At 67.8% G+C, this 20,277-nt stretch carries 21 protein-coding genes and 1 tRNA gene; 9 read left to right on the top strand and 13 right to left on the bottom strand.

Translation table 11 applies throughout. From position 1 onward, the window contains the following. Positions 1-47: 47 nt before the first annotated feature. The 4 genes from ACW7G5_RS06860 (at position 48) to ACW7G5_RS06845 (ending at position 5,186) form a co-directional block, all read left to right on the top strand. Positions 48-704: an HNH endonuclease gene (locus tag ACW7G5_RS06860; RefSeq protein ID WP_457003055.1), complete on the top strand. Its 657-nt coding sequence runs from the start codon at positions 48-50 to the stop codon at positions 702-704. A gap of 167 nt (positions 705-871) precedes the next feature. Next, on the top strand, positions 872-2,023 hold the full coding sequence (locus tag ACW7G5_RS06855; protein WP_457003053.1) for a hypothetical protein: 1,152 nt from the start codon (positions 872-874) through the stop codon (positions 2,021-2,023). Between the two features lie 69 nt (positions 2,024-2,092). Then, positions 2,093-4,009 (top strand): 1-deoxy-D-xylulose-5-phosphate synthase, encoded by a 1,917-nt coding sequence (gene dxs / locus ACW7G5_RS06850; protein WP_457003052.1) that lies wholly within the window; start codon positions 2,093-2,095, stop codon positions 4,007-4,009. 73 nt (positions 4,010-4,082) lie between these two features. Beyond that, positions 4,083-5,186, top strand: a complete 1,104-nt coding sequence (locus ACW7G5_RS06845; protein ID WP_457003050.1) for a diguanylate cyclase — start codon at positions 4,083-4,085, stop codon at positions 5,184-5,186. Positions 5,187-5,201: 15 nt separating this feature from the next. Here the strand turns inward: ACW7G5_RS06845 and ACW7G5_RS06840 are convergent, their stop codons facing one another. The 3 genes from ACW7G5_RS06840 to ACW7G5_RS06830 form a co-directional block, all read right to left on the bottom strand. Further along, complete coding sequence (locus tag ACW7G5_RS06840) at positions 5,202-6,287, bottom strand: TraB/GumN family protein (protein WP_457003048.1); 1,086 nt, start codon at positions 6,285-6,287, stop codon at positions 5,202-5,204. 285 nt (positions 6,288-6,572) lie between these two features. After that, the gene (locus tag ACW7G5_RS06835; RefSeq protein ID WP_457003046.1) at positions 6,573-7,298 is read right to left on the bottom strand and encodes a hypothetical protein; all 726 of its coding nucleotides are present in this window, start codon (positions 7,296-7,298) and stop codon (positions 6,573-6,575) included. Positions 7,299-7,765: 467 nt separating this feature from the next. Continuing rightward, on the bottom strand, positions 7,766-7,930 hold the full coding sequence (locus ACW7G5_RS06830; protein ID WP_457003044.1) for a hypothetical protein: 165 nt from the start codon (positions 7,928-7,930) through the stop codon (positions 7,766-7,768). Between the two features lie 349 nt (positions 7,931-8,279). Here ACW7G5_RS06830 and ACW7G5_RS06825 point away from each other — a divergent pair, with 349 nt between their 5' ends. Both ACW7G5_RS06825 and ACW7G5_RS06820 read left to right on the top strand, forming a co-directional pair. Next, positions 8,280-8,897 carry a hypothetical protein gene (locus tag ACW7G5_RS06825; RefSeq protein WP_457003042.1) on the top strand — a complete coding sequence of 206 codons (618 nt, stop codon included), beginning with the start codon at positions 8,280-8,282 and terminating at the stop codon, positions 8,895-8,897. Next, positions 8,898-9,233, top strand: a complete 336-nt coding sequence (locus tag ACW7G5_RS06820) for a hypothetical protein (RefSeq protein ID WP_457003040.1) — start codon at positions 8,898-8,900, stop codon at positions 9,231-9,233. It begins immediately after the preceding gene. Positions 9,234-9,272: 39 nt separating this feature from the next. Here ACW7G5_RS06820 and ACW7G5_RS06815 read toward each other — a convergent pair whose 3' ends face one another. After that, entirely contained in the window at positions 9,273-9,416 is a 144-nt protein-coding gene (locus tag ACW7G5_RS06815; protein ID WP_457003039.1) for a hypothetical protein, read from the bottom strand. 114 nt (positions 9,417-9,530) lie between these two features. On the opposite strand from ACW7G5_RS06815, the gene ACW7G5_RS06810 reads away from it, so the two are divergent. Both ACW7G5_RS06810 and ACW7G5_RS06805 read left to right on the top strand, forming a co-directional pair. Further along, positions 9,531-9,737 carry a hypothetical protein gene (locus ACW7G5_RS06810; protein WP_457003037.1) on the top strand — a complete coding sequence of 69 codons (207 nt, stop codon included), beginning with the start codon at positions 9,531-9,533 and terminating at the stop codon, positions 9,735-9,737. 488 nt (positions 9,738-10,225) lie between these two features. Continuing rightward, entirely contained in the window at positions 10,226-10,639 is a 414-nt protein-coding gene (locus ACW7G5_RS06805; RefSeq protein ID WP_457003035.1) for a tyrosine-type recombinase/integrase, read from the top strand. A gap of 167 nt (positions 10,640-10,806) precedes the next feature. Here ACW7G5_RS06805 and ACW7G5_RS06800 read toward each other — a convergent pair. From ACW7G5_RS06800 to thrS, 9 genes are all read right to left on the bottom strand, one after another. Continuing rightward, positions 10,807-10,883 (bottom strand) — tRNA-Pro (locus ACW7G5_RS06800). A gap of 66 nt (positions 10,884-10,949) precedes the next feature. Beyond that, entirely contained in the window at positions 10,950-11,306 is a 357-nt protein-coding gene (locus ACW7G5_RS06795) for a MerR family transcriptional regulator (RefSeq protein WP_457003033.1), read from the bottom strand. After that, on the bottom strand, positions 11,299-11,601 hold the full coding sequence (locus tag ACW7G5_RS06790) for an integration host factor subunit alpha (protein ID WP_457003031.1): 303 nt from the start codon (positions 11,599-11,601) through the stop codon (positions 11,299-11,301). Before ACW7G5_RS06790 ends, ACW7G5_RS06795 begins: the two co-directional genes overlap by 8 nt. 13 nt (positions 11,602-11,614) lie before the next feature. Continuing rightward, positions 11,615-13,996, bottom strand: a complete 2,382-nt coding sequence (gene pheT, locus ACW7G5_RS06785; RefSeq protein ID WP_457003029.1) for a phenylalanine--tRNA ligase subunit beta — start codon at positions 13,994-13,996, stop codon at positions 11,615-11,617. 43 nt (positions 13,997-14,039) lie between these two features. Continuing rightward, on the bottom strand, positions 14,040-15,065 hold the full coding sequence (gene pheS / locus ACW7G5_RS06780; protein ID WP_457003027.1) for a phenylalanine--tRNA ligase subunit alpha: 1,026 nt from the start codon (positions 15,063-15,065) through the stop codon (positions 14,040-14,042). A 130-nt stretch (positions 15,066-15,195) separates the two neighbouring features. Next, positions 15,196-15,555, bottom strand: coding sequence for a 50S ribosomal protein L20 (rplT, locus tag ACW7G5_RS06775; protein ID WP_343254941.1), 360 nt, complete (start codon positions 15,553-15,555; stop codon positions 15,196-15,198). 13 nt (positions 15,556-15,568) lie between these two features. Then, complete coding sequence (rpmI, locus tag ACW7G5_RS06770) at positions 15,569-15,766, bottom strand: 50S ribosomal protein L35 (protein ID WP_457003025.1); 198 nt, start codon at positions 15,764-15,766, stop codon at positions 15,569-15,571. A 240-nt stretch (positions 15,767-16,006) separates the two neighbouring features. Continuing rightward, positions 16,007-16,528, bottom strand: a complete 522-nt coding sequence (infC, locus tag ACW7G5_RS06765; protein WP_457003954.1) for a translation initiation factor IF-3 — start codon at positions 16,526-16,528, stop codon at positions 16,007-16,009. A 92-nt stretch (positions 16,529-16,620) separates the two neighbouring features. Further along, positions 16,621-18,525 (bottom strand): threonine--tRNA ligase, encoded by a 1,905-nt coding sequence (thrS, locus tag ACW7G5_RS06760; protein ID WP_457003023.1) that lies wholly within the window; start codon positions 18,523-18,525, stop codon positions 16,621-16,623. A gap of 420 nt (positions 18,526-18,945) precedes the next feature. Between thrS and ACW7G5_RS06755 the strand changes: the two genes are divergently transcribed. Then, positions 18,946-20,253 (top strand): alkaline phosphatase family protein, encoded by a 1,308-nt coding sequence (locus tag ACW7G5_RS06755; RefSeq protein WP_457003021.1) that lies wholly within the window; start codon positions 18,946-18,948, stop codon positions 20,251-20,253. Positions 20,254-20,277: the final 24 nt, after the last annotated feature.

Below are 20,277 nucleotides of genomic sequence, written 5' to 3'. Positions count from 1 at the left end.
CCGCCCCTACACAAGCCGCCGTGGGGAGCGTATAAACTGCTGTTCCCATGGAACCCGGCAGAGCGCGACTTCGCCTTGTCAGCGGCATGGAACCCCCGGCACCACCGGCGATCCCGCAGTCCGTGGGCATGGGGGTCCCGGCCCTGGGTCGCGTGCGCCTGCTGGCCCTGGATGCCCACGGCCGCGCGCTTGACTGGATGAGCTGGCAGGAAGCCACCTGCCTGTACGTGCGCGGGGCAGTTGCCTGGACCCTTGGCGAACCCTGCCTTGCGGTCCGCGGCGGCATCAGCCGCGCCACCGGGGCGCGCAGCCTGGTCGAACTGCATCCCATCGTGGCCGCCCGCGGCCATGCCAGCGCGCGGGCGCTGGACCCGACCCCCGCGCTCACCAACAACGCACTCTTCGCCCGCGACCAGCACCTGTGCATGTACTGCGGCCACGCGTTCCCGCGCCAGAAGCTCACCCGCGACCACGTGCAGCCGGTGTCGCGCGGCGGCGTGGACACCTGGGAAAACGTGGTCGCCGCCTGCTTCGCCTGCAATTCGCGCAAGGGCGGCCGCAATCCGGCGCAGGCGTCGATGCCGCTGCTCGCGATCCCGTACCGGCCAAGCTGGATCGAGCACCTGATCCTGTCCAACCGCAACATCCTCGCCGACCAGATGGCCTTCCTCTCCAGCCAGTTGCCGAAGCGCCGGCGCCACTGAGGATCCCGGGCCGGTCACGCGCAGCACGTCGCAGGGCGAACGCGACCGACGTCACCGAACACAGGGGAAAGTGACGCACCGCAGCCGCAAGTGCCGTCCTGTGCGCGTTGACGGCCGTGACCCGCTCCGCAACACTTCGGTCAATTCAACGTCAGGAATGCTGCGCGATGTCGCTGACCCTCGGCCTGACCGGGATGGACCCCGCCACCGAAGCCGCACTCAAGGCCGCCTTCATCGAGGCGAACACGCACCTGGGCGAGCGCTGGTCGCTGGTCCCGGACGCCGATGCCGGGCACATCGTCGTGGACATGGACAGCATGTACGGGCCGATGAGCTGGCTGCGCCTGCACGCCGCCGGCCGCAAGGTGATCGGCCTGACCTCCGCACCGCGCACCCAGACCGACTACCGGCTCGGCCGTCCCTTCGATACCGCGCAGCTGGTGGAGCTGCTGGCGGATGTCGCGCGGGGGATGGGCATCGAGCTGCAGCAGGCGGGGGACAGCGCCGCGATGACCCCGCCGGCTCCCGCCCCCGCAGTGCCGCCGGAGACTGGACCCCCGGCTGCGGCTCCGGCAGTGGCACCCGCACCCCTCGTCTCCAGCTTGCTGCGCGCAGCAGCCGAAGCCGAACCCGAGCCGGCGCCCGTGGCCGAGGCCGCCCCGGCTGCTGCAGCCGTTCCGCCGGGCGCTGCAGCCGTTCCGCCGGTTTCGGCACCCACGAACGAACCGGCGGCCACCCCGCCTCTTTCCGTCGAAGGCTCATTGGCCACGTGGCTGCAGCCCGGCGCCCTCACGGGCAAGCTGCGCTATCGCCAGGACGGGCAACCCGGCCTGTTGATCGATGCGTCGAACGACAGCTGGTTTGGCCCGGCGCAGCTCAAGCCACTGGCTGCCTGCTTCGAGCGCGGCATCGAGGCTTCGGACTTCGAGCCCATGGGCGCGGAGGAATGGGCGCGTGAGACGGCGTCAGCCGGCGCCCCCCAGCCACTCTCGCGACTGCGCTGGTTCGACGGCCTGCTTGCCGGTGGCGGCGCGCTGCTGCCGGGCCTCGACCCGATGGGCCTGTTCCAGCTCAACAAATGGCCGCAGACCGAACGCGAATACCCGCGCCACTTCCGCATCGCCACCCAGATGATGAAGGGGCCGGCCACCGTGGCCGAGCTCGCCGCCGCCAGCGGCGTTCCGGCAGCCGATGTCGCCGACTTCGTCAACGCCAACCTGGCCACCGGCTTTGCCGAGCCGGTGCGCGACGAGCCCGTGCACGCGGAAGAGCCGGCAAAGCCGCGCGGCGGGCTGTTCGGCCGCCTCCGCAACCGCTGAACGGGGCCTGCGGGTGGACGCCGGCCCCTCAATGCGCCGCAGTACGCCACGGCGTCCTACAATGCGGGGATGATCGACTCCACTCGCCATCCGCGCCTTGCGCGCATCGACAGCCCGGCCCGCCTGCGCGAGTTCGACGAAGCGGAACTGCCCGCCATCGCCGACGAGCTGCGCGCCTACCTCATTGAATCCGTCGGCAAGAGCGGCGGCCATTTCGGCGCCGGCCTGGGCGTGGTGGAGCTGACCACCGCCCTGCACTACCTCTACGACACCCCGCGCGACCGCATCGTCTGGGACGTCGGCCACCAGGCCTATCCGCACAAGATCCTGACCGGCCGCCGCGACAGCATCCACACCGTCAAGCAGAAGGACGGCGTCGCGCCGTTCCCCAAGCGCGAGGAAAGCGAGTACGACACCTTCGGCGTCGGCCACTCCTCCACCAGCATCTCGGCCGCGCTTGGCATGGCCATCGCCGCCGCCCGCGCCGGCGACGAGCGCAAGGTGGTCGCGGTGATCGGCGACGGCGCGATGACCGCGGGCATGGCCTTCGAGGCCCTCAACCACGCCGGCGGCATGGAGCCCGAGCCCGACATCCTGGTGGTGCTCAACGACAACCGCATGTCGATCAGCGAGAACGTCGGCGGCCTGACCAAGATGCTTGGCCGCGCCACCGGCAGCCACACGCTCAACGCCCTGCGCGAGGGCGGGAAGAAGCTGCTGGGCGACAAGAACAAGTCGCCGGCGCGCTTCGTGCGCCGCTGGGAAGAACACTGGAAGGGCATGTTCGTGCCGTCCACGCTGTTCGAGGAAATGGGCTTCCACTACACCGGCCCCATCGATGGCAACGACATCAAGGCCCTGGCCTCGGCGCTGAAGCTGCTCAGGACCCTCAAGGGACCGCAACTGCTGCACGTCATCACCACCAAGGGCAAGGGCTACGAGCGCGCCGAAGGCGACCAGATCGGCTACCACGCGGTGTCGCCCTTCGATCCCGACCAGGGCCTGGTGGCCAAGCCCGGCGCGGTGAAGAAGCCGACCTACACCGACATCTTCGGCGACTGGCTTTGCGACATGGCTGCGGCGGATCCCAAGCTCATGGCCATCACCCCGGCGATGCGCGAAGGCTCCGGCCTCGTGCGCTACAGCCGGGAGTACCCCGAGCGCTACTTCGACGTCGCGATCGCCGAGCAGCACGCGGTCACGCTTGCCGCCGGCATGGCCTGCGAAGGCGCCAAGCCCGTGGTCGCGATCTACTCCACCTTCCTGCAGCGCGGCTACGACCAGCTGGTGCACGACGTGGCCCTGCAGGAGTTGGACGTGCTGTTCGCGATCGATCGCGGCGGCGTGGTCGGTCCCGACGGCGCCACCCACGCCGGCAACCTCGACCTCAGCTACCTGCGCTGCGTGCCCAACATGGTGGTCATGGCGCCCGCAGACGAAGACGAGTGCCGGAAGATGCTGTCCACCGGCTTCCGCTTCGACGGTCCAGCCGCGGTGCGATACCCGCGCGGCAGCGGCCCCGGCATCGCGATCGGTCCGGGGCTCGAGACGCTGCCCATCGGCAAGGCGCAGCTGCGCCGCGAGGGTGCGCTCATCGCGCTGCTCGCCTTCGGCGCCACGGTACCCGCGGCCGAGGCCGTGGGCGCCGAGCTCGGCCTCACGGTGGTCAACATGCGCTTCGTGAAGCCGCTGGACCGCGAGCTGCTGCTGGAGCTGGCGCGCACGCACGAAGGCTTCGTGACCATCGAGGACAACGTGGTGATGGGCGGCGCCGGCTCGGGCGTGTCCGAACTCCTCGCCGCGGAGGCCGTGCTCCTGCCCGTGCTGCACCTTGGACTGCCGGATGCGTTCCAGCACCACGCCAGCCGCGAGGACCTGCTGGCCGAGGCCGGCATCGACGCCGCGGGGATCCGCGCATCGGTGCTGGCTCGCTGGCCGCAGGCAGGCCGGACCGAGGCGCCGGGACCGCGCAGCGCGGCCGGCTGAAGGCCGGCCGCAAGGCCTATACTCCGGGCATCCGGCGCGTCTGCGCGGGGCGGCCGACCGGTGGGGAGGGCCAGTGAAGACAGGACCACTGAGCGGAGAGGCCGCCCACGCGAGCGTGTTCAGTTCGCCGCGCGCGCGCGCGGCGCTGCCCCGGCGCGTCTACCGCTATCGCATACTCGGCATGGGGTTCGGCGCCCTGGCGATGGCGATGGTGCTGTGGGAGCTCCAGGCCGGACCGCTGCGCTGGACCCTGTGCGCGCTCACCGGCTTGGCCTGGCCGCACATCGCCTACCTGCTGGCCAGGCGCAGTGCCGACCCCTTCGCGGCCGAGCAGCGCAACCTGCTGGTCGACTCCGCGATCGCCGCGTTCTGGGTGCCGCTGATGCACTTCAACCTGCTGCCCAGCGTGCTGCTGGTCGCGCTGTCCGCGGCGGACAAGGTCAACTCCGACGTGCCGGGCATCTTCCGGCGCACGCTTCCCGTGTCCTTGGCCGCGCTGCTGCTTGGCGGCCTGGCGACCGGCTTCGCCTTCCAGCCCGCCTCCAGCACCGCCGTGATCCTGGCCTGCCTGCCGATGCTGCTGATCCACACCGGCATGGTGAGCCTCGGCCGCCAGCAACTGGTGCGCAAGGTGCTGCAGAAGAACCGGGAGCTCGACCTGCTCGGCCGCGTCGACCGGGTCACCGGGCTGGCGCTGCGCGGGCATTGGGAGCGCGACGCCGCGGCGGCGTTGCATGACGTCCACGCCCATGCCCGGCCCGCGGCCCTGCTGTTGATCGACGTGGACGGATTCAAGCGCGTCAATGACGACAGCGGCCACGTCGCGGGCGATGCCCTGCTGCGCGCGGCCGGCGCCGCGCTGCGCACGCTGCTGCGCCCGGGGGATATCGCCGGCCGCTATGGCGGCGACGAGTTCGCGGTGGTCTGCCCCGCCACCGGACTGGACGAGGCCGCCCGGCTGGCCGAAGCCTACCGGGCCGCGGTCGAACGCATCGCACTGGCCGAAGCGCCGGGCGATGTGTACTCGGTGAGCATCGGCATCGCGCAGGCACGCGCCAACCATGCGCGCATCGAGCACTGGATCGGCGCCGCCGATGCGGCGCTGTACGCGGCCAAGCGCGGCGGCCGCAACCGCCTGGTGCTGGCCCCCGGCGAGGCCGAGGGCGCGAACGGCTGAAGCTCGCCCGGGGCGCTACGGTGCTTCGATGGCGTAGCCGCGCGCCGCGAGCTTCTCCAGCATGCCGTCGGCCCCCAGCAGATGGTGCATCGGCAGCATGGCGAAGCTCGAGCCGTGCTCGGCCAGCGCCCGGTCCACGTTCTCCAGCCAGGCCTCGCCGGCGCGGCGCGGCATGTCGTCGATGCCCAGCCTCCGAGCCAGTGCGCTGCCGGTCAGTGCGTCCTGGCAGCTTGTGTAGTGGTTCTCGTAGGGCAGCGCACGCAGCCCTTCGATGTCGCCCAGCGCCCAGGCATTGGCACGCGCGCGCATGTTGTCGAGGTCGGTCTCGATCCGGTCCATGGTGCCGGCGAAGCACTCGCGGTCGGCCAGGTCGCTCTCGCCGAGCTCCTTGAGCACGGCCTTCGGATCCTCCACCGTCAGCCGCACCGTGGTCGCGACCAGCGGGACATCGCCGGCCTTGCGCGCCTTGCGCACCACCGGACCGACCACGCCGCTCATCCGCAGTCCGGACTTGTCCAGCGCCGCCTCGTACAGCGCTTGCGCCGCCAGCAGCGGGCGTCGCTTCTCGACGCCACGGTCGCGGCCCATGTAGCGCGCCTTCAACACCTGCCAGCGCGCGTACAGCTGCGGCGACACGACCTCGCTCAGCGGCCGCTTGCCCGGGTTGTTGCGGGCGCGCAGCATCGCCGGCACCAGAGCCATGCCGCGGAAAAAGCCGAGGTCGGCGCCGACCGCGATCGACGGCGCGCCGATCACCACCTGCGACCCGGCGATGACGGCTTCGACACCGGCCGAGCTCCACTCCATGCGCCGCGGCAGCGGCGACACCGTGCCGAGGATATGCAGCACGTGGTCGCCGCTCCGGACCGTCCACATGCCCGGACCCGGCTGCGCGCCGGAGACGACCATGGTGTCGAGGTCGACGATGGCCCGCTCCGGGCCATCCACGGATTCCGGTGCGCCGGCCAGCGTGGCCGTGGACTCCGTTGCGTCCGGAGTATCCATCAGCTCCGCGCGCTGCGGCTGCGCCTGTGCACCCGCCGCAGCCATCGCGAGGAGCACCGCCAGGACGACCGGGATCCCTGTCTCTTTCGCGCGCATTCCACACCCTCCATGTTGGCGATGAAGCGATTGGAACATGGCGCGACCGGAAGGTTCCCGCGCCCGGAAAAGCACGAAGCCCGCACAAGGCGGGCTTCGTGTTCAAAATGGTCGGGGTAGCCGGATTCGAACCGACGACCACTTGTCCCCCAGACTAGCCCCCTGACACCCGCATGGTCTTGAATGCGAAGGGAAACACGCTGATTTCGGCCGCTTCAAAACCTTCAATTAAGCGCCTTCAAGATCAATCACTTACCGGGCCATAGGGTGGCAGGTAGCAGCGCTTCAATCCTCGCTTGGGGCGTACGCGGCGATGGCCAGCTGAGCGAACGAAGGCGGCAGCGCTTTCTGAGCCACGTTCGACTCGATATACCTCGCGAACTCGCCTGCCCCCACATAGTCCTCCCGGAGCCAACGACGAAACTCACCGGGAGCGGCTTCGGGATAGCACCACGGCTCCTGCGGATTCGATGCAGCCTGTGGAGAATAATCCGGATAGTTGTGCTCGAACTTGGCCCTTGGACCGATCGCCCCATCGAAGCCCTGCTTCTTCCAGTGTGCTGCCCATGCCTGGCCGACGCTGATGTCGGGCACGAAACCGGCGTCAATTTGGAGCCCGTTTTGTCCGAGGGTGACGACCACGTCCGCCATTTCTTTGAAGATGCCGAAGTAGCCAGCCGGTACAGCGTTATAGGTCAGCGAGACCCGATCATGAAGTTGCTTCCAGGCCTCCGGGACCTCAGATTTCGGGTCGTACCCCACCTGGGTGTAGATGAACGCCCTGAACGACGATCGTGCCAGCAGGCGATAGTTCGAAAGGGCCGCAGCGTTGGACTCCGATCCAGCTTCGAACGCGTAGTACTCCAGGATCGCCATGCAGACGACGTCCGGAAAAGCGAGGGTCTCCGTCCCCTTGTGCATGGCACGAAGTGCCAGCGTCCGAACATCGTAGTTCTGCGCCTGTAGCGCGTCGGCAATCTTCCGGCCGCGGGGGCTTGAATCGCTCGTCATCCCACCCGCTTGCCAAGCGTGAAAGGACCGAATGAGGGGTGCCGCACATCCGGGCCAACCCTCGCGCCGTGAGGTAGGCGGTTCCGTCCGGAAGGACGCCCATCTGGATGCCATCGATGTCCCGCTGGGCGATGGGCAGGAGAGGCAGCTGGGGGTGGTGCCCAATCACGTCTGTTCCGGCCATAACTAGCTGATTCTTTTCATATAATACGCGGTGCCGAGCACGACCGAGTGTACCTGCCATTCGTGACCCGTGTCGCGGCTTGAGATAACGGCAGCGGTCACCTTTACGGCCGCGGTGCGGAACGACCGGGAGGGCACTTGCGTTGCGAGCGAGACTGACTGTTAATCAGGGGGTCGTTGGTTCGAGTCCAACTTCGGGCGCCAGAGATATCAAGGGCTTGCGGAGCAATCCGCAGGCCCTTTTTACTGGCCACGTAACAGCCCACGTAACAACGCGACGATCGTCAGGGTGCCTTTTTCGGACCGGCATTCAGCTCGTCGGCCAGCCGCTGCATTTGCTCCGGCACGAACCCGGTCAGGGCCGCGCCAGGGTGTTCGGGCGGACAGTAATGATCGCCTGCCTCGTTGATTAGCACCCATCCGATCTTTTGGATGGTGCCGTCGGGCATCTCAAACTACTCAAGCTTCGGCGTCCACATCTCAGGCTGCGACCCTCACCTCAATCCCGAGCGCAACATCCGACTAGTCTGGCTATGGGGAAATGATAGTGCTAGGGGAATCATGAGAATGCTCTACCGGCTCGGGCTGCTCGGTGCAGTTGGGGCCGCGGCAATCGCGTACGTCAACTTCGCACCCGCAGATCCGACCTCTGTTCCGGGTAGCGGCCCTGTGCAGGGTGCCCGCCTATCTAGCGATCGCGCGCCTGCAGAACGTTCCGGCCGAGCCAGTGCGCGTGCACTGACTCGGGCCGACCCAGGACATGCAACCGAGCTGTCGCGACTCAATCTGGCAGATTCGATGGCAAATCTGGAGCAACGAGCGCAGGGCGACCCCGCATTCGCTTACGCTCTCGCAACTGCCCTCGCGACCTGTGACACCGCCCAGGTTGCAGATGAAACATTCACTGAAAACGCCGCGCAGCTAGTTCGACCCGATGATCTCGAGGCCGCCGCTGCCACTCATAACGAGCTCTTTAGACCTTGCCATGGATTGACCTCCAGCACCGCCGAGCAGCGCTTCGACCTGATCACCAGCGCTGCGGCGAGAGGCGTGATCGAAGCGCAAATCGATTACCGCGGTTTGGCGGCCGAGTTTCTCTCTACTGAGGCCGCGCTCAGCCGACCGGGCATCATGGACACGTATAAGGGGAACGTCGTCGCATTCGCTAGTGCGGCGGCGGCGAGCGGGGACCCCCCTGCGCTCTATAACGCATTCGAGGTGTTCGACAGTCCTCTTTTTGGCGCCCATGACCCGATCAAGGCGCATGCGTATCTCCTAGCGTACGGGACAGTGAAGGGAGGCTCGCCACAGTTTCAAGCACTTGTTCGCAGCCATGCGGGCAGTCTGGGCGCCAAGGATCTGGCCGCGGCCCAGGCATATGCCACTCAACTTGGGGCCAGCAGCGGGAAGAAGTAAATGAAAAGGAAGACGATCATTGCAGCCGCACTCTTGGTAGCCGCTGGTGCTGCTTTCGCCATCATCAACGTTGGCACTTACGAGGGTTGCTCGAGTTGTGACTTTGAAGGGTCTTTCGGCGGGCCTGAGGAACTGTTGTTTATCAAGACCGTTGTCGATCCGGACGTGGGCAGCTGGGTCGACGGCCAGAACCGGCCTAAGAACGTAAATCTGTGCAGCACCGGCCGCTGCTCGAATTATCGTTACATCCCTATGAGCGGCATGTTCCAACGTATCGGTTCACCGTGGGTGAAACCAGGTTCTAGCTGCGGTACTTCAATTTGCCTTCCGAAGTAAGACACGAAGTGAGCACCACCCAAGGTGGTGCTCACTTAATTAAGGATCACGTGGCTGAGTGGCCGCGAAGGTACGTAGGTCGGAGCCGATGAAGTTCGCCACCTGCTTCCCGCGGTAGACCAGCGCGGTCCGCTGCTTGTCGTACTGGTAGCGGCTCGCCCAGTGGAAGCCTACGGGGAGCATGCAGCGCATGGTAGCGAAGCGTGTTTCCGGTGCGTGAGACTGCCGCAGGCCGTTAACCTGACCCTCGCGTAGGCTGGGATACTCTCGATCCCCCCACCCTGCCCCGGCCACGCCATGTGCTACTCCGCCTTGGTCGAGACGAACTACCGGAAATACGTGCGCGAGTTCGGCGCGAAGATCTCGCTGGACGAATTCACCCAGCAGGCCATGGCCGATCCCGGCAAGGGCAAGCGCCCGAAGTGGCCCAAGGGCATGCGGGACGCCGCGGCGGCCGACCCGGCACCCGAGGCAGCTCCGTTGCGCGATGCCGTTCGGTTCTAGATTGCCAAGGACATCGCCGAGGCTGAACGCGAACTCGGGAAGCAGCGGCTCCGGGTGACCAAGGGCGAGCTGGCGCTGGCCGAGAAGCCGACCAAGAAGGCGGCCGACGACGTCCGCATCGGCAGCAACAAGGTTCGAGCAGCTTGAGGGGCGCCTGGCTGACCTGCGCCGCAAGGACCCGAAGCCGCGCGACAGCCGCATCTACCCCGGTTACTACGCGCCGGTGATGGTCTAGCAGGAAGGCGGGCCGGTGGTGCTGCCCATGCGGTACCAGTTTCGGCCTGCGGGCAAGCCGGAGTTCTACGACCGCAAATACCCCGGAACCTACAACGCCAGGCGCGACAACCTCGAGGGCTTCTGGAAGGGCCAGTTCGGCAAGACTCACGGGGTGATGCTGGCCAGCGCCTTCTACGAGCACGTCGAGCGGGATGGCAAAGACCAGGTGCTGGAGTTCCGGCCGCAGGATGGCAGCGAGGCTGCAGAACGCAATGGATCTGTCGCTGCTGACGCTGCTGCGGCGCGAGGACATCGCCGCTGCGCGGTTCTCGGACGTGCGCGACGGCGCGCTGTGGGTTGTGCCGCAGAAGACCGAGGGATCGAGCGCCGTGCGGCTCAAGATCGCCGTGTCAGACGCGCTGGCGGCGCTGGTGACCCGCTGCCGTGATTCGGTCCTCTCGCCGCACCGCCTGCCGGGCCGCGCGCGCCCGAAGGGCCAGCAGGCCGCCCATCGCGACCACCACACGCAGGTGATGCCCGAGCAGATCAGCCGGGCCTTCGCCGACGCGCGCACCGCCGCCGGCATCACCGGCGACAACCCGCCCACTTTCCACGAGATCCGCAGCCTGGGAGGCGCGCTGCTGATCACCGAAGCCGGGTGGCGAAGGAGCGGGTGCAGGCCCTGATGGGACACGCCGACGTGGCGATGACGACGGTCTATCTGGACGGTCACGACCTGCCGTGGACCGACGTCGCGCCGGGGCTGTCGCTCAACCGATAGGGTTGCCATAGGGTTGCAACGAAAAAGCGGCCGCCGAGGTCATCGACAAGCCGCTGATTCTTCAAGCAATTTTGGTCGGGGTAGCCGGATTCGAACCGACGACCACTTGTCCCCCAGACAAGTGCGCTACCAGGCTGCGCTATACCCCGGTCGGAGAATTATAGCCGCCGCGGCGCCACGATGGGAGCCGTCCGGCGTCGAAACTTCGGATGTGCTCAGCGCCGCAACAGAAGCAGCACGTCCTCCAGCTCCATCCGCACCTGGCGGATGATCTGGCTGCTGAGTGCGGACTCCTGCTTCGCATCGTCGCCCTCCAGCCGCAGGCGGGCGCCACCGATGGTGTAGCCCTGCTCGTACAGCAGGCCGCGGATCTGGCGCACCATCAGCACGTCGTGGCGCTGGTAGTAGCGGCGGTTGCCGCGGCGCTTGACCGGGCTGAGGCTGGGGAATTCGGTTTCCCAGTAGCGCAGCACGTGCGGCTTGACGTCGCAGAGCTCGCTGACTTCGCCGATGGTGAAGTAGCGCTTGGCCGGGATCGGCGGGAGTTCGCGGTTGCTGCCGGGATCAAGCATGGGTGCCTCCGGCGTAGGCCTCGACCCGCTCCTTGAGCTTCTGGCCGGGGCGGAAGGTGACCACGGTGCGCGCGGAGATCGGGATCTCCTCGCCGGTCTTGGGGTTGCGGCCAGGGCGCTGGTTCTTGCGGCGCAGGTCGAAGTTGCCAAAACCCGAAAGCTTGACCTGGCGGCCGCCCTGCAGGGCCTCGCGCAGCGCGGTGAAGAAGGCATCGACGAATTCCTTCGCCTCGCGCTTGTTCAAACCCACTTCTTCGTAGAGCCGCTCAGCCATTTCAGCCTTCGTCAACGCCATGCCAGCCCCCTGGTCAATTCCTGATCCTTGCGCCGTGCGCCGCAGCGACCGCATCGGTGACCGAAGCCACCGCCGCATCCACATCGCGGTCGGTCAGCGTGCGCGAATCATCCTGCAGAATCAAGCCCATGCCGACACTCTTGCATCCCGTTTCCACGCCCTTGCCGGCATAGACGTCGAACAGTCGCAGGCTACGCAGGAAGGGTCCGGCGGCGGCCACCGCCGTGGCCTCGAGTTCACCCCAGGCAACGGAGTCGGCAACGATGAATGCGAGATCGCGGCGCACCGAGGGGAACTTCGACAGCGCGCGCGCGCGCGGCAGGCCGCGTGCCAGCAGCACGGCGAGATCGAGTTCGAACGCCACCACCGGGTGGTCCAGATCCAGCGCCTGCTGCAGCCGCGGATGCAGTTCGGCGATCGATCCCACCACCACGCCTTCGCGCAGCACGTCGGCGGCGCGGCCGGGATGCGCCCAGGACGGCGTCGCGGGACGGAACTCAAGGCGCGTGCCGGACAGCGCCGCCAAGGCCTCCAGGTCGCCCTTCAGGTCGTGGAAGTCGACGCGGCGCGCGGGCACGCCCCACTGTTCGGCGGCAGCATTGCCGCTGGCCACCGCGGCAATGCGTGGCGTCTCCCGTGGTGCCTTGCCGGCCGCAGTCGCGGTGAACACCTTGCCCAGCTCGAACAGGCGCACGCGGTCCTGCTGGCGCGCGGCGTTGCGCGCCAGCGCGTCCACCAGCCCGGGCAGCAGCCGCGGCCGCATCACGCCGAGCTCGGCGCTCAGCGGGTTGGCCAGCCGGACCAGCGCCTCGTCGACCTGCCAGCGCTCCAGCAGAGCGGCATCGACGAAGGCGTAGTTGATGGCTTCCAGGTAGCCGCGGCCCGCCAGCACGCGGCGCAGGTCGTGCTCGGGCACGCGCCCTTCGGTCGGCGCCACCAGGCGGGTCGAGCCGCCGGGAAGCGTGGTGGGCACGGCGTCGTAGCCGTGGATGCGTGCGACCTCTTCGATCAGGTCCTCTTCGATGGCCAGGTCGAAGCGGCGGGTCGGCGCGGTGACCGTCCAGCCTTCGCCTCCGGCCTCGGCCTCGACGCCCAGGCCGAGGGCGCGCAGGATGCGCTCGACGTCGGCATCGGCGATGGCCACGCCGAGCACGCGCGACAGGCGGGCGCGGCGCAGCGTGATCGTGGTCGGGCGCGGCAGCGCATCGGCAATCACCGCCTCGCTGACGGGCCCGGGCACGCCACCGGCGATATCCAGGACCAGACGCGTCGCGCGTTCGATGGCGGTGCGCGGCAGCTCGGGATCAACGCCGCGCTCGAAGCGGTGCCCCGCTTCGGTGTGCAGGCCAAGGCGGCGGCCACGGCCGATGATCGCGGCCGGCGCGAAGTGCGCGGCCTCGAGGAACACCGTACGCGTGGCATCGGTGACACGGGTGTCGAAGCCGCCCATCACCCCGGCCAGGCCCACGGCGCGGTCGGCGTCGGTGATGACGAGGAAGCCGTCGTCGAGCGCGGCATCGCGGCCGTCGAGCAGGACCAGCGACTCACCGGCGCGCGCGCGGCGAACGCCGACGGGACCCCTCAGCAGGGCTCGGTCATAGGCGTGCATCGGCTGGCCCAGCTCCAGCATCACGTACTGGGTGATGTCGACCAGCAGCGATACCGGGCGGATGTCGCTGCGGCGCAGGCGCTCGGCCATCCACACCGGCGTGGCACGGGTGGCGTCGATGCCTTCGATGACGCGGCCGAGGTAGCGCGGCGCATCGCCACCGGCTTCCAGGCGCACTTCGACCGCAGCGTCGCCGGTTGCCGGCACCGGAGCGGCGTCGAGCTCCACGACCGTGCCGCCACAGGCCGCGGCCACGTCATAGGCGATGCCGCGCACGCTGAAGCAATCGGCGCGGTTGGGCGTGAGCTTGAGCTCGAGGCTGGCGTCGGGCAGGCCGAGGTGGTCCGCCAGCGGCGTGCCCACGGGCGCATCGTCCGCGAGTTCCAGCAGGCCGGAGGCATCGGCGTCGATGCCGAGCTCCTTCGCCGAACACAGCATGCCGTTGGACTCGACGCCGCGCAGCTTCGCGGCCTTGATCGTGAGTTCGCCGACGGTCGTTCCGATGGTCGCAAGCGGCGCCACCAGGCCCACGCGCGCATTGGGCGCGCCACACACGATCTGCAGCATGCCGGCAGCGCCCGCATCAACCTGGCAGACCTGCAGGCGGTCGGCCTCGGGATGCTTCCCGGCCGACACGATGCGCGCAACCACGACGCCGTCCAGCGCCTCGCCCAGCGGCGTGACTTCTTCGACCTCCAGGCCGATCGCGGTCAAGGTCGCGGCCAGCTCCTCGCGCGTGGCCGTAGTGGGGACGTGCTGGCGCAGCCAGTTCTCGGAAAATTTCATCGCAACACCCGATTGTCAGGGTCGAGGGACTGACGCAGCTGCGTCAGGCGAACTGGCGCAGGAAGCGCAGGTCGTTGTCGAAGAAGCTGCGCAGGTCGTCGACGCCGTAGCGCAGCATCGCGAAGCGCTCCACGCCCAGGCCGAAGGCGAAACCGGTGTAGCGCTCGGGATCGATGCCGACGTTGGCCAGCACCTTCGGATGCACCATGCCGCAGCCCAGGACCTCCAGCCAGCGGGTGCTGCCGTCGGGCTGCGCCCAGGCGATGTCGACCTCGGCCGAGGGCTCGGTGAATGGGAAGTAGCTCGGGCGAAAGCGCATCTCGAAGTCGCGCTCGAAGAAAGCGCGCACGAATTCAGACAGCGTGCCCTTCAGGTCGGCGAAGCTCGCGTGCTCGTCGACCAGCAGTCCCTCGCACTGGTGGAACATCGGCGTGTGCGTCTGGTCGGAGTCGGAACGGTAGACCTTGCCCAGCGCGATCATGCGCAGCGGCGGCTGGCCACCGCGGGCGAGCAGGTCCTGCATGTAGCGCACCTGCACGCCCGAGGTGTGCGTGCGCAGCACCCGGCGCTCGCCGCTGCCGTCGTCGGCGGTGTAGAAGGTGTCGTGCATGGCCCGCGCCGGATGGTGCGGCGGGAAATTCAGGGCCTCGAAGTTGTGCCAGTCGTCCTCGATCTCGGGGCCGTCGGCGAGCTCATAGCCCAGGCGGCCGAAGATGTCGGCGATGCGCTCCATGGTGCGGCTGACCGGGTGCAGGCCACCGGCCTCGGCGTCGCGGCCAGGGAGCGTCACGTCGATGGTCTCGTTGGCCAGGCGCGCGTCGAGCGCGGCGGCGTCGAGATCGGCCTTGCGCGCCGACAGCGCGGCGCCGATGGCATCGCGCGCGCGGTTGATCGTTTCACCGGCCGCCTTGCGCTGGTCGGCGGGAAGCGCGCCCAGCGTCTTCAGCTGCGCGGTGACGCTGCCGCTCTTGCCCAGGAGCGCCACGCGCAATGCCTCGATGGCGTCGGGGCTCGCGGCTGCTGCGATGTCGGCGAGCGCCTGCTCGCGGACGGATTCGATATCGGTCATCGGGGCACCATCGGAAGGCCTTCGGGGGCCGTAAACGAAGCATGGGGAAGGACTTGCGCCCTTCCCCATGCGTGTATCGCGATGTCCGCCTGGCGCGGGTGCCGGGGGCACCGCGCGCGGGCGACACGTCTTACGCTGCGAGCGCGCCCTTCGCCTTCTCGGCCAGCGCGGCAAAACCCGCCGCGTCGTGCACGGCGATGTCAGCCAGCACCTTGCGGTCGAGGGTGATGCCGGCCTTCAGCATGCCGTTCATGAAACGGCTGTAGCTCAGGCCATTGATGCGGGCCGCGGCGTTGATGCGGGTGATCCACAGCGAGCGGAAATTGCGCTTCTTCTGCTTGCGGCCGATGTAGGCGTACTGCAGGGCCTTGGTGACGGCCTGCTTGGCAACGCGGAACACCTTGCGGCGCGCGTTGTAGTAACCCTTGGCCTGCTTGAGGACCTTCTTGTGACGACGGCGTGCCTGCACACCACGTTTGACTCGTGCCATTGTTCAGTCCTCCTCAGAGATACGGCAGCATGCGGTCGAGGCGACCGCTGTCGCACGCCCGGATATGGTTCGTCTGGCGGAGATTGCGCTTCCGCTTCGTCGGCTTCTTCGTGAGGATATGGCTGCGGTTGGCGTGGCCCGCCTTGTACTTGCCGGAAGCAGTCTTCCGGAAGCGCTTGGCCGCGCCCCGATGCGTCTTGATCTTGGGCATTGCGATGTCCTTGTTGGTAGCTCTTCTACTGGCCCGGGCGGTGGCTGGCGCCACTCTTTCCGTCCTGCCCTTGCCTGCTTGATGGCCCCGGGTGCCGAAAGCAGCCGAGGCGGGTCCAACCGGCCCACCCGCAACGCGGGCGAACCGAGCCGCACATTATGCACGGAGACGGGTTCATGTGGCAAATCACGCCTCCCCCGCAAAACAAGAGGGGAAGTCACGCGCCAGCGGCGCGCGGCATCACTTCTTCTTCGGCGCGATCATCATCACCATCTGCCGGCCCTCGAGGCGGGGCCTGGACTCGACGACGATGTCTTCGCCCAGGTCGGCCTCGATGCGCGAAGCCATGCCGCGACCCAGCTCCTGGTGGCTCATCTCGCGCCCACGGAAGCGGATGTTGACCTTGATCTTGTCGCCGTCCTCGAGGAAGCCGCGCATCTTGCGCAGCTTGATCTGGTAGTCGCCCTCGTCGGTCACCGGACGGAACTTGACTTCCTTGATCTCGACCTGGCGGGTCTTCTTCTTGGCTTCGTTCGCCTTCTTCTGCGCCTCGAACCTGAACTTGCCGAAGTCCATGATCTTGCAGACCGGCGGATCGGCGTTGGGCTGGATCTCGACGAGGTCCAAGCCCTCTTCAACGGCCATGGCGAGGGCTTCGTCGCGCGAAAGCACGCCGATCATCTCGCCATCCGAGCCGATCACGCGTACGCGGGGTACGCGGATGTCGAGGTTCCTGCGGTTCTGCTTGTCCGGGGTACTGATATTGCGATCTCCGTGGGTGGCACTTCTGGCAAGGCCCCGTGTCCGGGACCCACTGCGCCCGCCGCAAGGGCAGGCACCGGGTTACATGATACTCAGGGACCCTGTTCCGCGTGCATCCTGGCCGTGAAATCGGCCAATGGCATCGAACCCAGGTCTTCCCCTGCACGCGTGCGGACGGCGACCGTGCCCTGTTCCTTCTCGCGGTCCCCCACCACGAGCAGGTACGGTACGCGCTGCAGCGTATGCTCGCGGATCTTATATCCGATTTTCTCGTTCCGCAAATCCGATTCCACCCGGACGCCTTGATCTGCAAGGGTTTTCCGGACTTCGTCGGCCCAGTCGGCCTGGGCATCGGTGATGTTCATCACCACCGCCTGGACCGGCGCCAGCCAGGCCGGGAACGCTCCGGCGTGGTTCTCGATCAGGATGCCGATGAAGCGCTCCATCGAGCCGACGATGGCGCGATGCAGCATGACCGGGGTGCGCTTCTGGCTGGCCTCGTCGACGTATTCCGCGCCAAGACGGCCCGGCATCATGAAATCGACCTGCATGGTGCCCAGCTGCCAGGTGCGGCCGATGGCGTCCTTCAGGTGGTACTCGATCTTGGGGCCGTAGAAAGCGCCCTCGCCCGGCAGCTCCTCCCACTCCACTCCCGCGGCGGAAAGCGCATTGCGCAGCGCGGCCTCGGACTTGTCCCAGGTGGCGTCGTCGCCCAGGCGCAGCTCGGGGCGCAAGGCCAGCTTGACCTGCACCTCGGTGAAGCCGAAATCGGCGTAGACCTTCATCGCCTGGGCGTGGAAGTCGGTGACCTCCTGCTCGATCTGCGACTCGGTGCAGAAGACATGGCCGTCGTCCTGGGTGAAGCCGCGCACGCGCAGGATCCCGTGCAGCGCGCCGGAGGGCTCGTTGCGATGGCAGCTGCCAAACTCGCCGTAGCGGATCGGCAGGTCGCGGTAGCTGTGCAGGCCCTGGTTGAACACCTGTACGTGGCCGGGGCAGTTCATGGGCTTCAGCGCGTAGGTCCGCTTCTCGGACTCGGTGAAGAACATGTTCTCCTTGTAGTTGTCCCAGTGGCCGGACTTCTGCCACAGGCTCACGTCCAGGATCTGCGGGCAGCGCACCTCGCCGTAGCCGCTGCTGCGGTACACGCCGCGCATGTACTGCTCGACCACCTGCCACAGCGCCCAGCCCTTGGGGTGCCAGAACACCAGGCCCGGGGCCTCTTCCTGCAGGTGGAACAGCTCCTGGGCCTTGCCGATGCGCCGGTGGTCACGCTTCTCGGCTTCCTCGATGCGCAGGACGTAGGCCTTGAGCTGCTTGGCGTCGGCCCAGGCGGTGCCGTAGATGCGCTGCAGCTGCTCGTTCTTGGCGTCGCCGCGCCAGTAGGCGCCGGAGGTGCGCAGCAGCTTGAAGGCCTTCAGGAAACGCGTGTTCGGCACGTGCGGGCCGCGGCACATGTCCACGTATTCCTGGTGGTGATACAGGCCCATGGCCGTGACCTCGGGCCCCATGTCATCGATCAGGCGCAGCTTGTAGTCCTCGCCGCGTGCCTTGAACGTTTCAATGACCTCGTCGCGCGGGGTCATGCGCTTGATGACGTCGTACTCGGTGTCGATCAGCTCGCGCATGCGCTGCTCGATCGCGACCATGTCTTCGGGGGTGAACGGCTGTTCGCGCCAGATGTCGTAGTAAAAGCCCTCGTCGATCACCGGGCCGATCACCATCTTGGCGTCCGGGTAGAGCTGCTTCACCGCGTGCCCGACCAGGTGCGCGCTGGAGTGGCGGATGATCTCCACGCCCTCGGCGTCCTTCGGGGTCAGGATCTGCAGGCTGGCGTCGTGCTCGATGAGGTCGGATGCATCGACCTGGCGACCGTCGACCTTGCCGGCGACGGTCGCCTTGGCCAGGCCCGGACCGATCGACTCGGCGACCTGCATGACGGTGACGGGGGCTTCGAACTCGCGGCGGCTGCCGTCGGGGAGCGTGATGGTGATCATGTGGGCTGGCGTTCTGGTCTGGCGGGTGGCCCCGCGGGCATGAAAAAGGCGCCACGCGGGCGCCTTCCGGATCGGCCGCGGGCAAGGATCAGCAGTGGGCGGTGGTAGTGCTCATGTCGCACGCTCGGCCGGCGCGTTGGCGCGGGCCACCTGTCCGGAAACGGTGTCGCCCATGATTCTAGCCCATTGCCTGTCCCGTGCGGACACAGTTCCCGAACCGCACGGGAACACCATGCAGGCGACCTGCAGCGGGATCGGGCGGACCATGAAAATGGCTGAACGCAACCGGCCTGCAGCATGTCGTTCAATAGCATTTGCCAATGGATATGTGACCGCGTCCAGAGAGCAGAAAGCTCCGAGCGCACTTTCAGCGCCTCGGCTCGCGATTGCAGTGTCATCCTCGCGCCGTACCATTCGCCAATGCCATTACATACCCGACCCGCGGCGCAGTTCGCCGCCACTCTCGCCGCCCTGTTGATACTCGGCGCCTGCAGCAGCCCCGGCGTGCCCACCACGACGAACGCTCAAGCTGAGGCCATTGCCAGCACCGGCACAGCCATCGGCGCCAGCACCAACCCGCTGTTGCTCATCTCCATCGACGGCCTGCATCCGGACCGCATCAACGCCACCGACTCGCCCAACATCGTCCGGCTCGCCGCGGGCGGCGTTCAGGCACGCTGGATGACGCCGTCCTACCCCACGCTGACCTTCCCCAACCACTACACCCTCGCCACCGGCCTGCGCCCTGATCGCCACGGCATCGTCCACAACTCGATGCTCGACGCGGAGCTCGGCGCCTTCCGCCTGTCCGACCGCGATGCGGTGGGCACCAGCGCGTGGTGGGGAGGCGAGCCGATCTGGGTGGGCGCCGAGAACGCCGGTCTGTCCACCGCAACCATGTTCTGGCCGGGCACCGAGGCCGAGATCAATGGCGTACGCCCCACGCGCTGGAATCTCTACGACGAGTCGATCACGCCACTGGAGCGCGCCCACACGGTCGCAGGCTGGCTGCTCGAGCCCGAAGCCACCCGCCCGCACCTGGCCACGCTCTACTTCCACAACGTCGACACGGCGGCCCACACCTTTGGCCCCGATTCCGACGAGGCGCGCGCGGCGCTGGATGAAATCGATGCCGCCATCGGCAGCCTGCTCGCGAACCTGCAGCGCGGCGGGCGCCTGCAGCACACCAATATCGTGCTGGTCTCCGACCACGGCATGGCGCCGGTGCCGCCGGGCAACCAGGTGTCGACCAGCGACATGGTGACGATGGAACAGGCGCGCATCGTCAGCATCGGCCAGGTGATCCAGGTCCAGCCCAATCCCGGCTTTGAAGCCGAGGTGGTTGCACGCCTGCCCGGCCGCCACGATCACTACGAATGCTGGCGCCGGGACGCGCTCCCGGCGCGCTGGCACTACGGCACGCATCCGCGCATCCCGGCCATCGTCTGCCAGATGGACGAGGGCTGGGATGCGCTGGCGCCGCAGATGCTGGAACGCCGCTCCGCCGGCGGCATGCGCGGCTCGCACGGCTACGACCCTGCGCTGCCGTCGATGCGCGCGGTATTCATCGCGTCCGGCCCGGCGTTCCGCAGCGGTGCGGTGATCGAGCCGATCGACAACGTCGACGTCTACCCATTGCTGGTGCGGCTGCTGGGTATCCCCGCGGCCGACCATGACGGCGATCCGGCGGCGCTGCTGCCGGCGCTTGAGGGCGATCCCGCGCACTGAGCCGAGCGTGGCGGGAGCCTCCCG

The organism is Luteimonas sp. A501, from assembly GCF_054052085.1.
This window is presented reverse-complemented; position numbering and strand designations above follow the sequence as displayed.

Bases quoted from the DNA above. Each gene is read 5' to 3' on its own strand.
- ACW7G5_RS06860 (WP_457003055.1), top strand. From the start codon at position 48: ATGGAACCCGGCAGAGCGCGACTTCGCCTTGTCAGCGGCATGGAACCC.
- ACW7G5_RS06855 (WP_457003053.1), top strand. From the start codon at position 872: ATGTCGCTGACCCTCGGCCTGACCGGGATGGACCCCGCCACCGAAGCC.
- dxs (WP_457003052.1), top strand. From the start codon at position 2,093: ATGATCGACTCCACTCGCCATCCGCGCCTTGCGCGCATCGACAGCCCG.
- ACW7G5_RS06840 (WP_457003048.1), bottom strand. From the start codon at position 6,287: ATGCGCGCGAAAGAGACAGGGATCCCGGTCGTCCTGGCGGTGCTCCTC.
- ACW7G5_RS06835 (WP_457003046.1), bottom strand. From the start codon at position 7,298: ATGACGAGCGATTCAAGCCCCCGCGGCCGGAAGATTGCCGACGCGCTA.
- ACW7G5_RS06830 (WP_457003044.1), bottom strand. From the start codon at position 7,930: ATGCCCGACGGCACCATCCAAAAGATCGGATGGGTGCTAATCAACGAG.
- ACW7G5_RS06825 (WP_457003042.1), top strand. From the start codon at position 8,280: ATGGCAAATCTGGAGCAACGAGCGCAGGGCGACCCCGCATTCGCTTAC.
- ACW7G5_RS06820 (WP_457003040.1), top strand. From the start codon at position 8,898: ATGAAAAGGAAGACGATCATTGCAGCCGCACTCTTGGTAGCCGCTGGT.
- ACW7G5_RS06815 (WP_457003039.1), bottom strand. From the start codon at position 9,416: ATGCTCCCCGTAGGCTTCCACTGGGCGAGCCGCTACCAGTACGACAAG.
- ACW7G5_RS06810 (WP_457003037.1), top strand. From the start codon at position 9,531: ATGTGCTACTCCGCCTTGGTCGAGACGAACTACCGGAAATACGTGCGC.
- ACW7G5_RS06805 (WP_457003035.1), top strand. From the start codon at position 10,226: ATGGATCTGTCGCTGCTGACGCTGCTGCGGCGCGAGGACATCGCCGCT.
- ACW7G5_RS06795 (WP_457003033.1), bottom strand. From the start codon at position 11,306: ATGCTTGATCCCGGCAGCAACCGCGAACTCCCGCCGATCCCGGCCAAG.
- ACW7G5_RS06790 (WP_457003031.1), bottom strand. From the start codon at position 11,601: ATGGCGTTGACGAAGGCTGAAATGGCTGAGCGGCTCTACGAAGAAGTG.
- pheT (WP_457003029.1), bottom strand. From the start codon at position 13,996: ATGAAATTTTCCGAGAACTGGCTGCGCCAGCACGTCCCCACTACGGCC.
- pheS (WP_457003027.1), bottom strand. From the start codon at position 15,065: ATGACCGATATCGAATCCGTCCGCGAGCAGGCGCTCGCCGACATCGCA.
- rplT (WP_343254941.1), bottom strand. From the start codon at position 15,555: ATGGCACGAGTCAAACGTGGTGTGCAGGCACGCCGTCGTCACAAGAAG.
- rpmI (WP_457003025.1), bottom strand. From the start codon at position 15,766: ATGCCCAAGATCAAGACGCATCGGGGCGCGGCCAAGCGCTTCCGGAAG.
- thrS (WP_457003023.1), bottom strand. From the start codon at position 18,525: ATGATCACCATCACGCTCCCCGACGGCAGCCGCCGCGAGTTCGAAGCC.
- ACW7G5_RS06755 (WP_457003021.1), top strand. From the start codon at position 18,946: ATGCCATTACATACCCGACCCGCGGCGCAGTTCGCCGCCACTCTCGCC.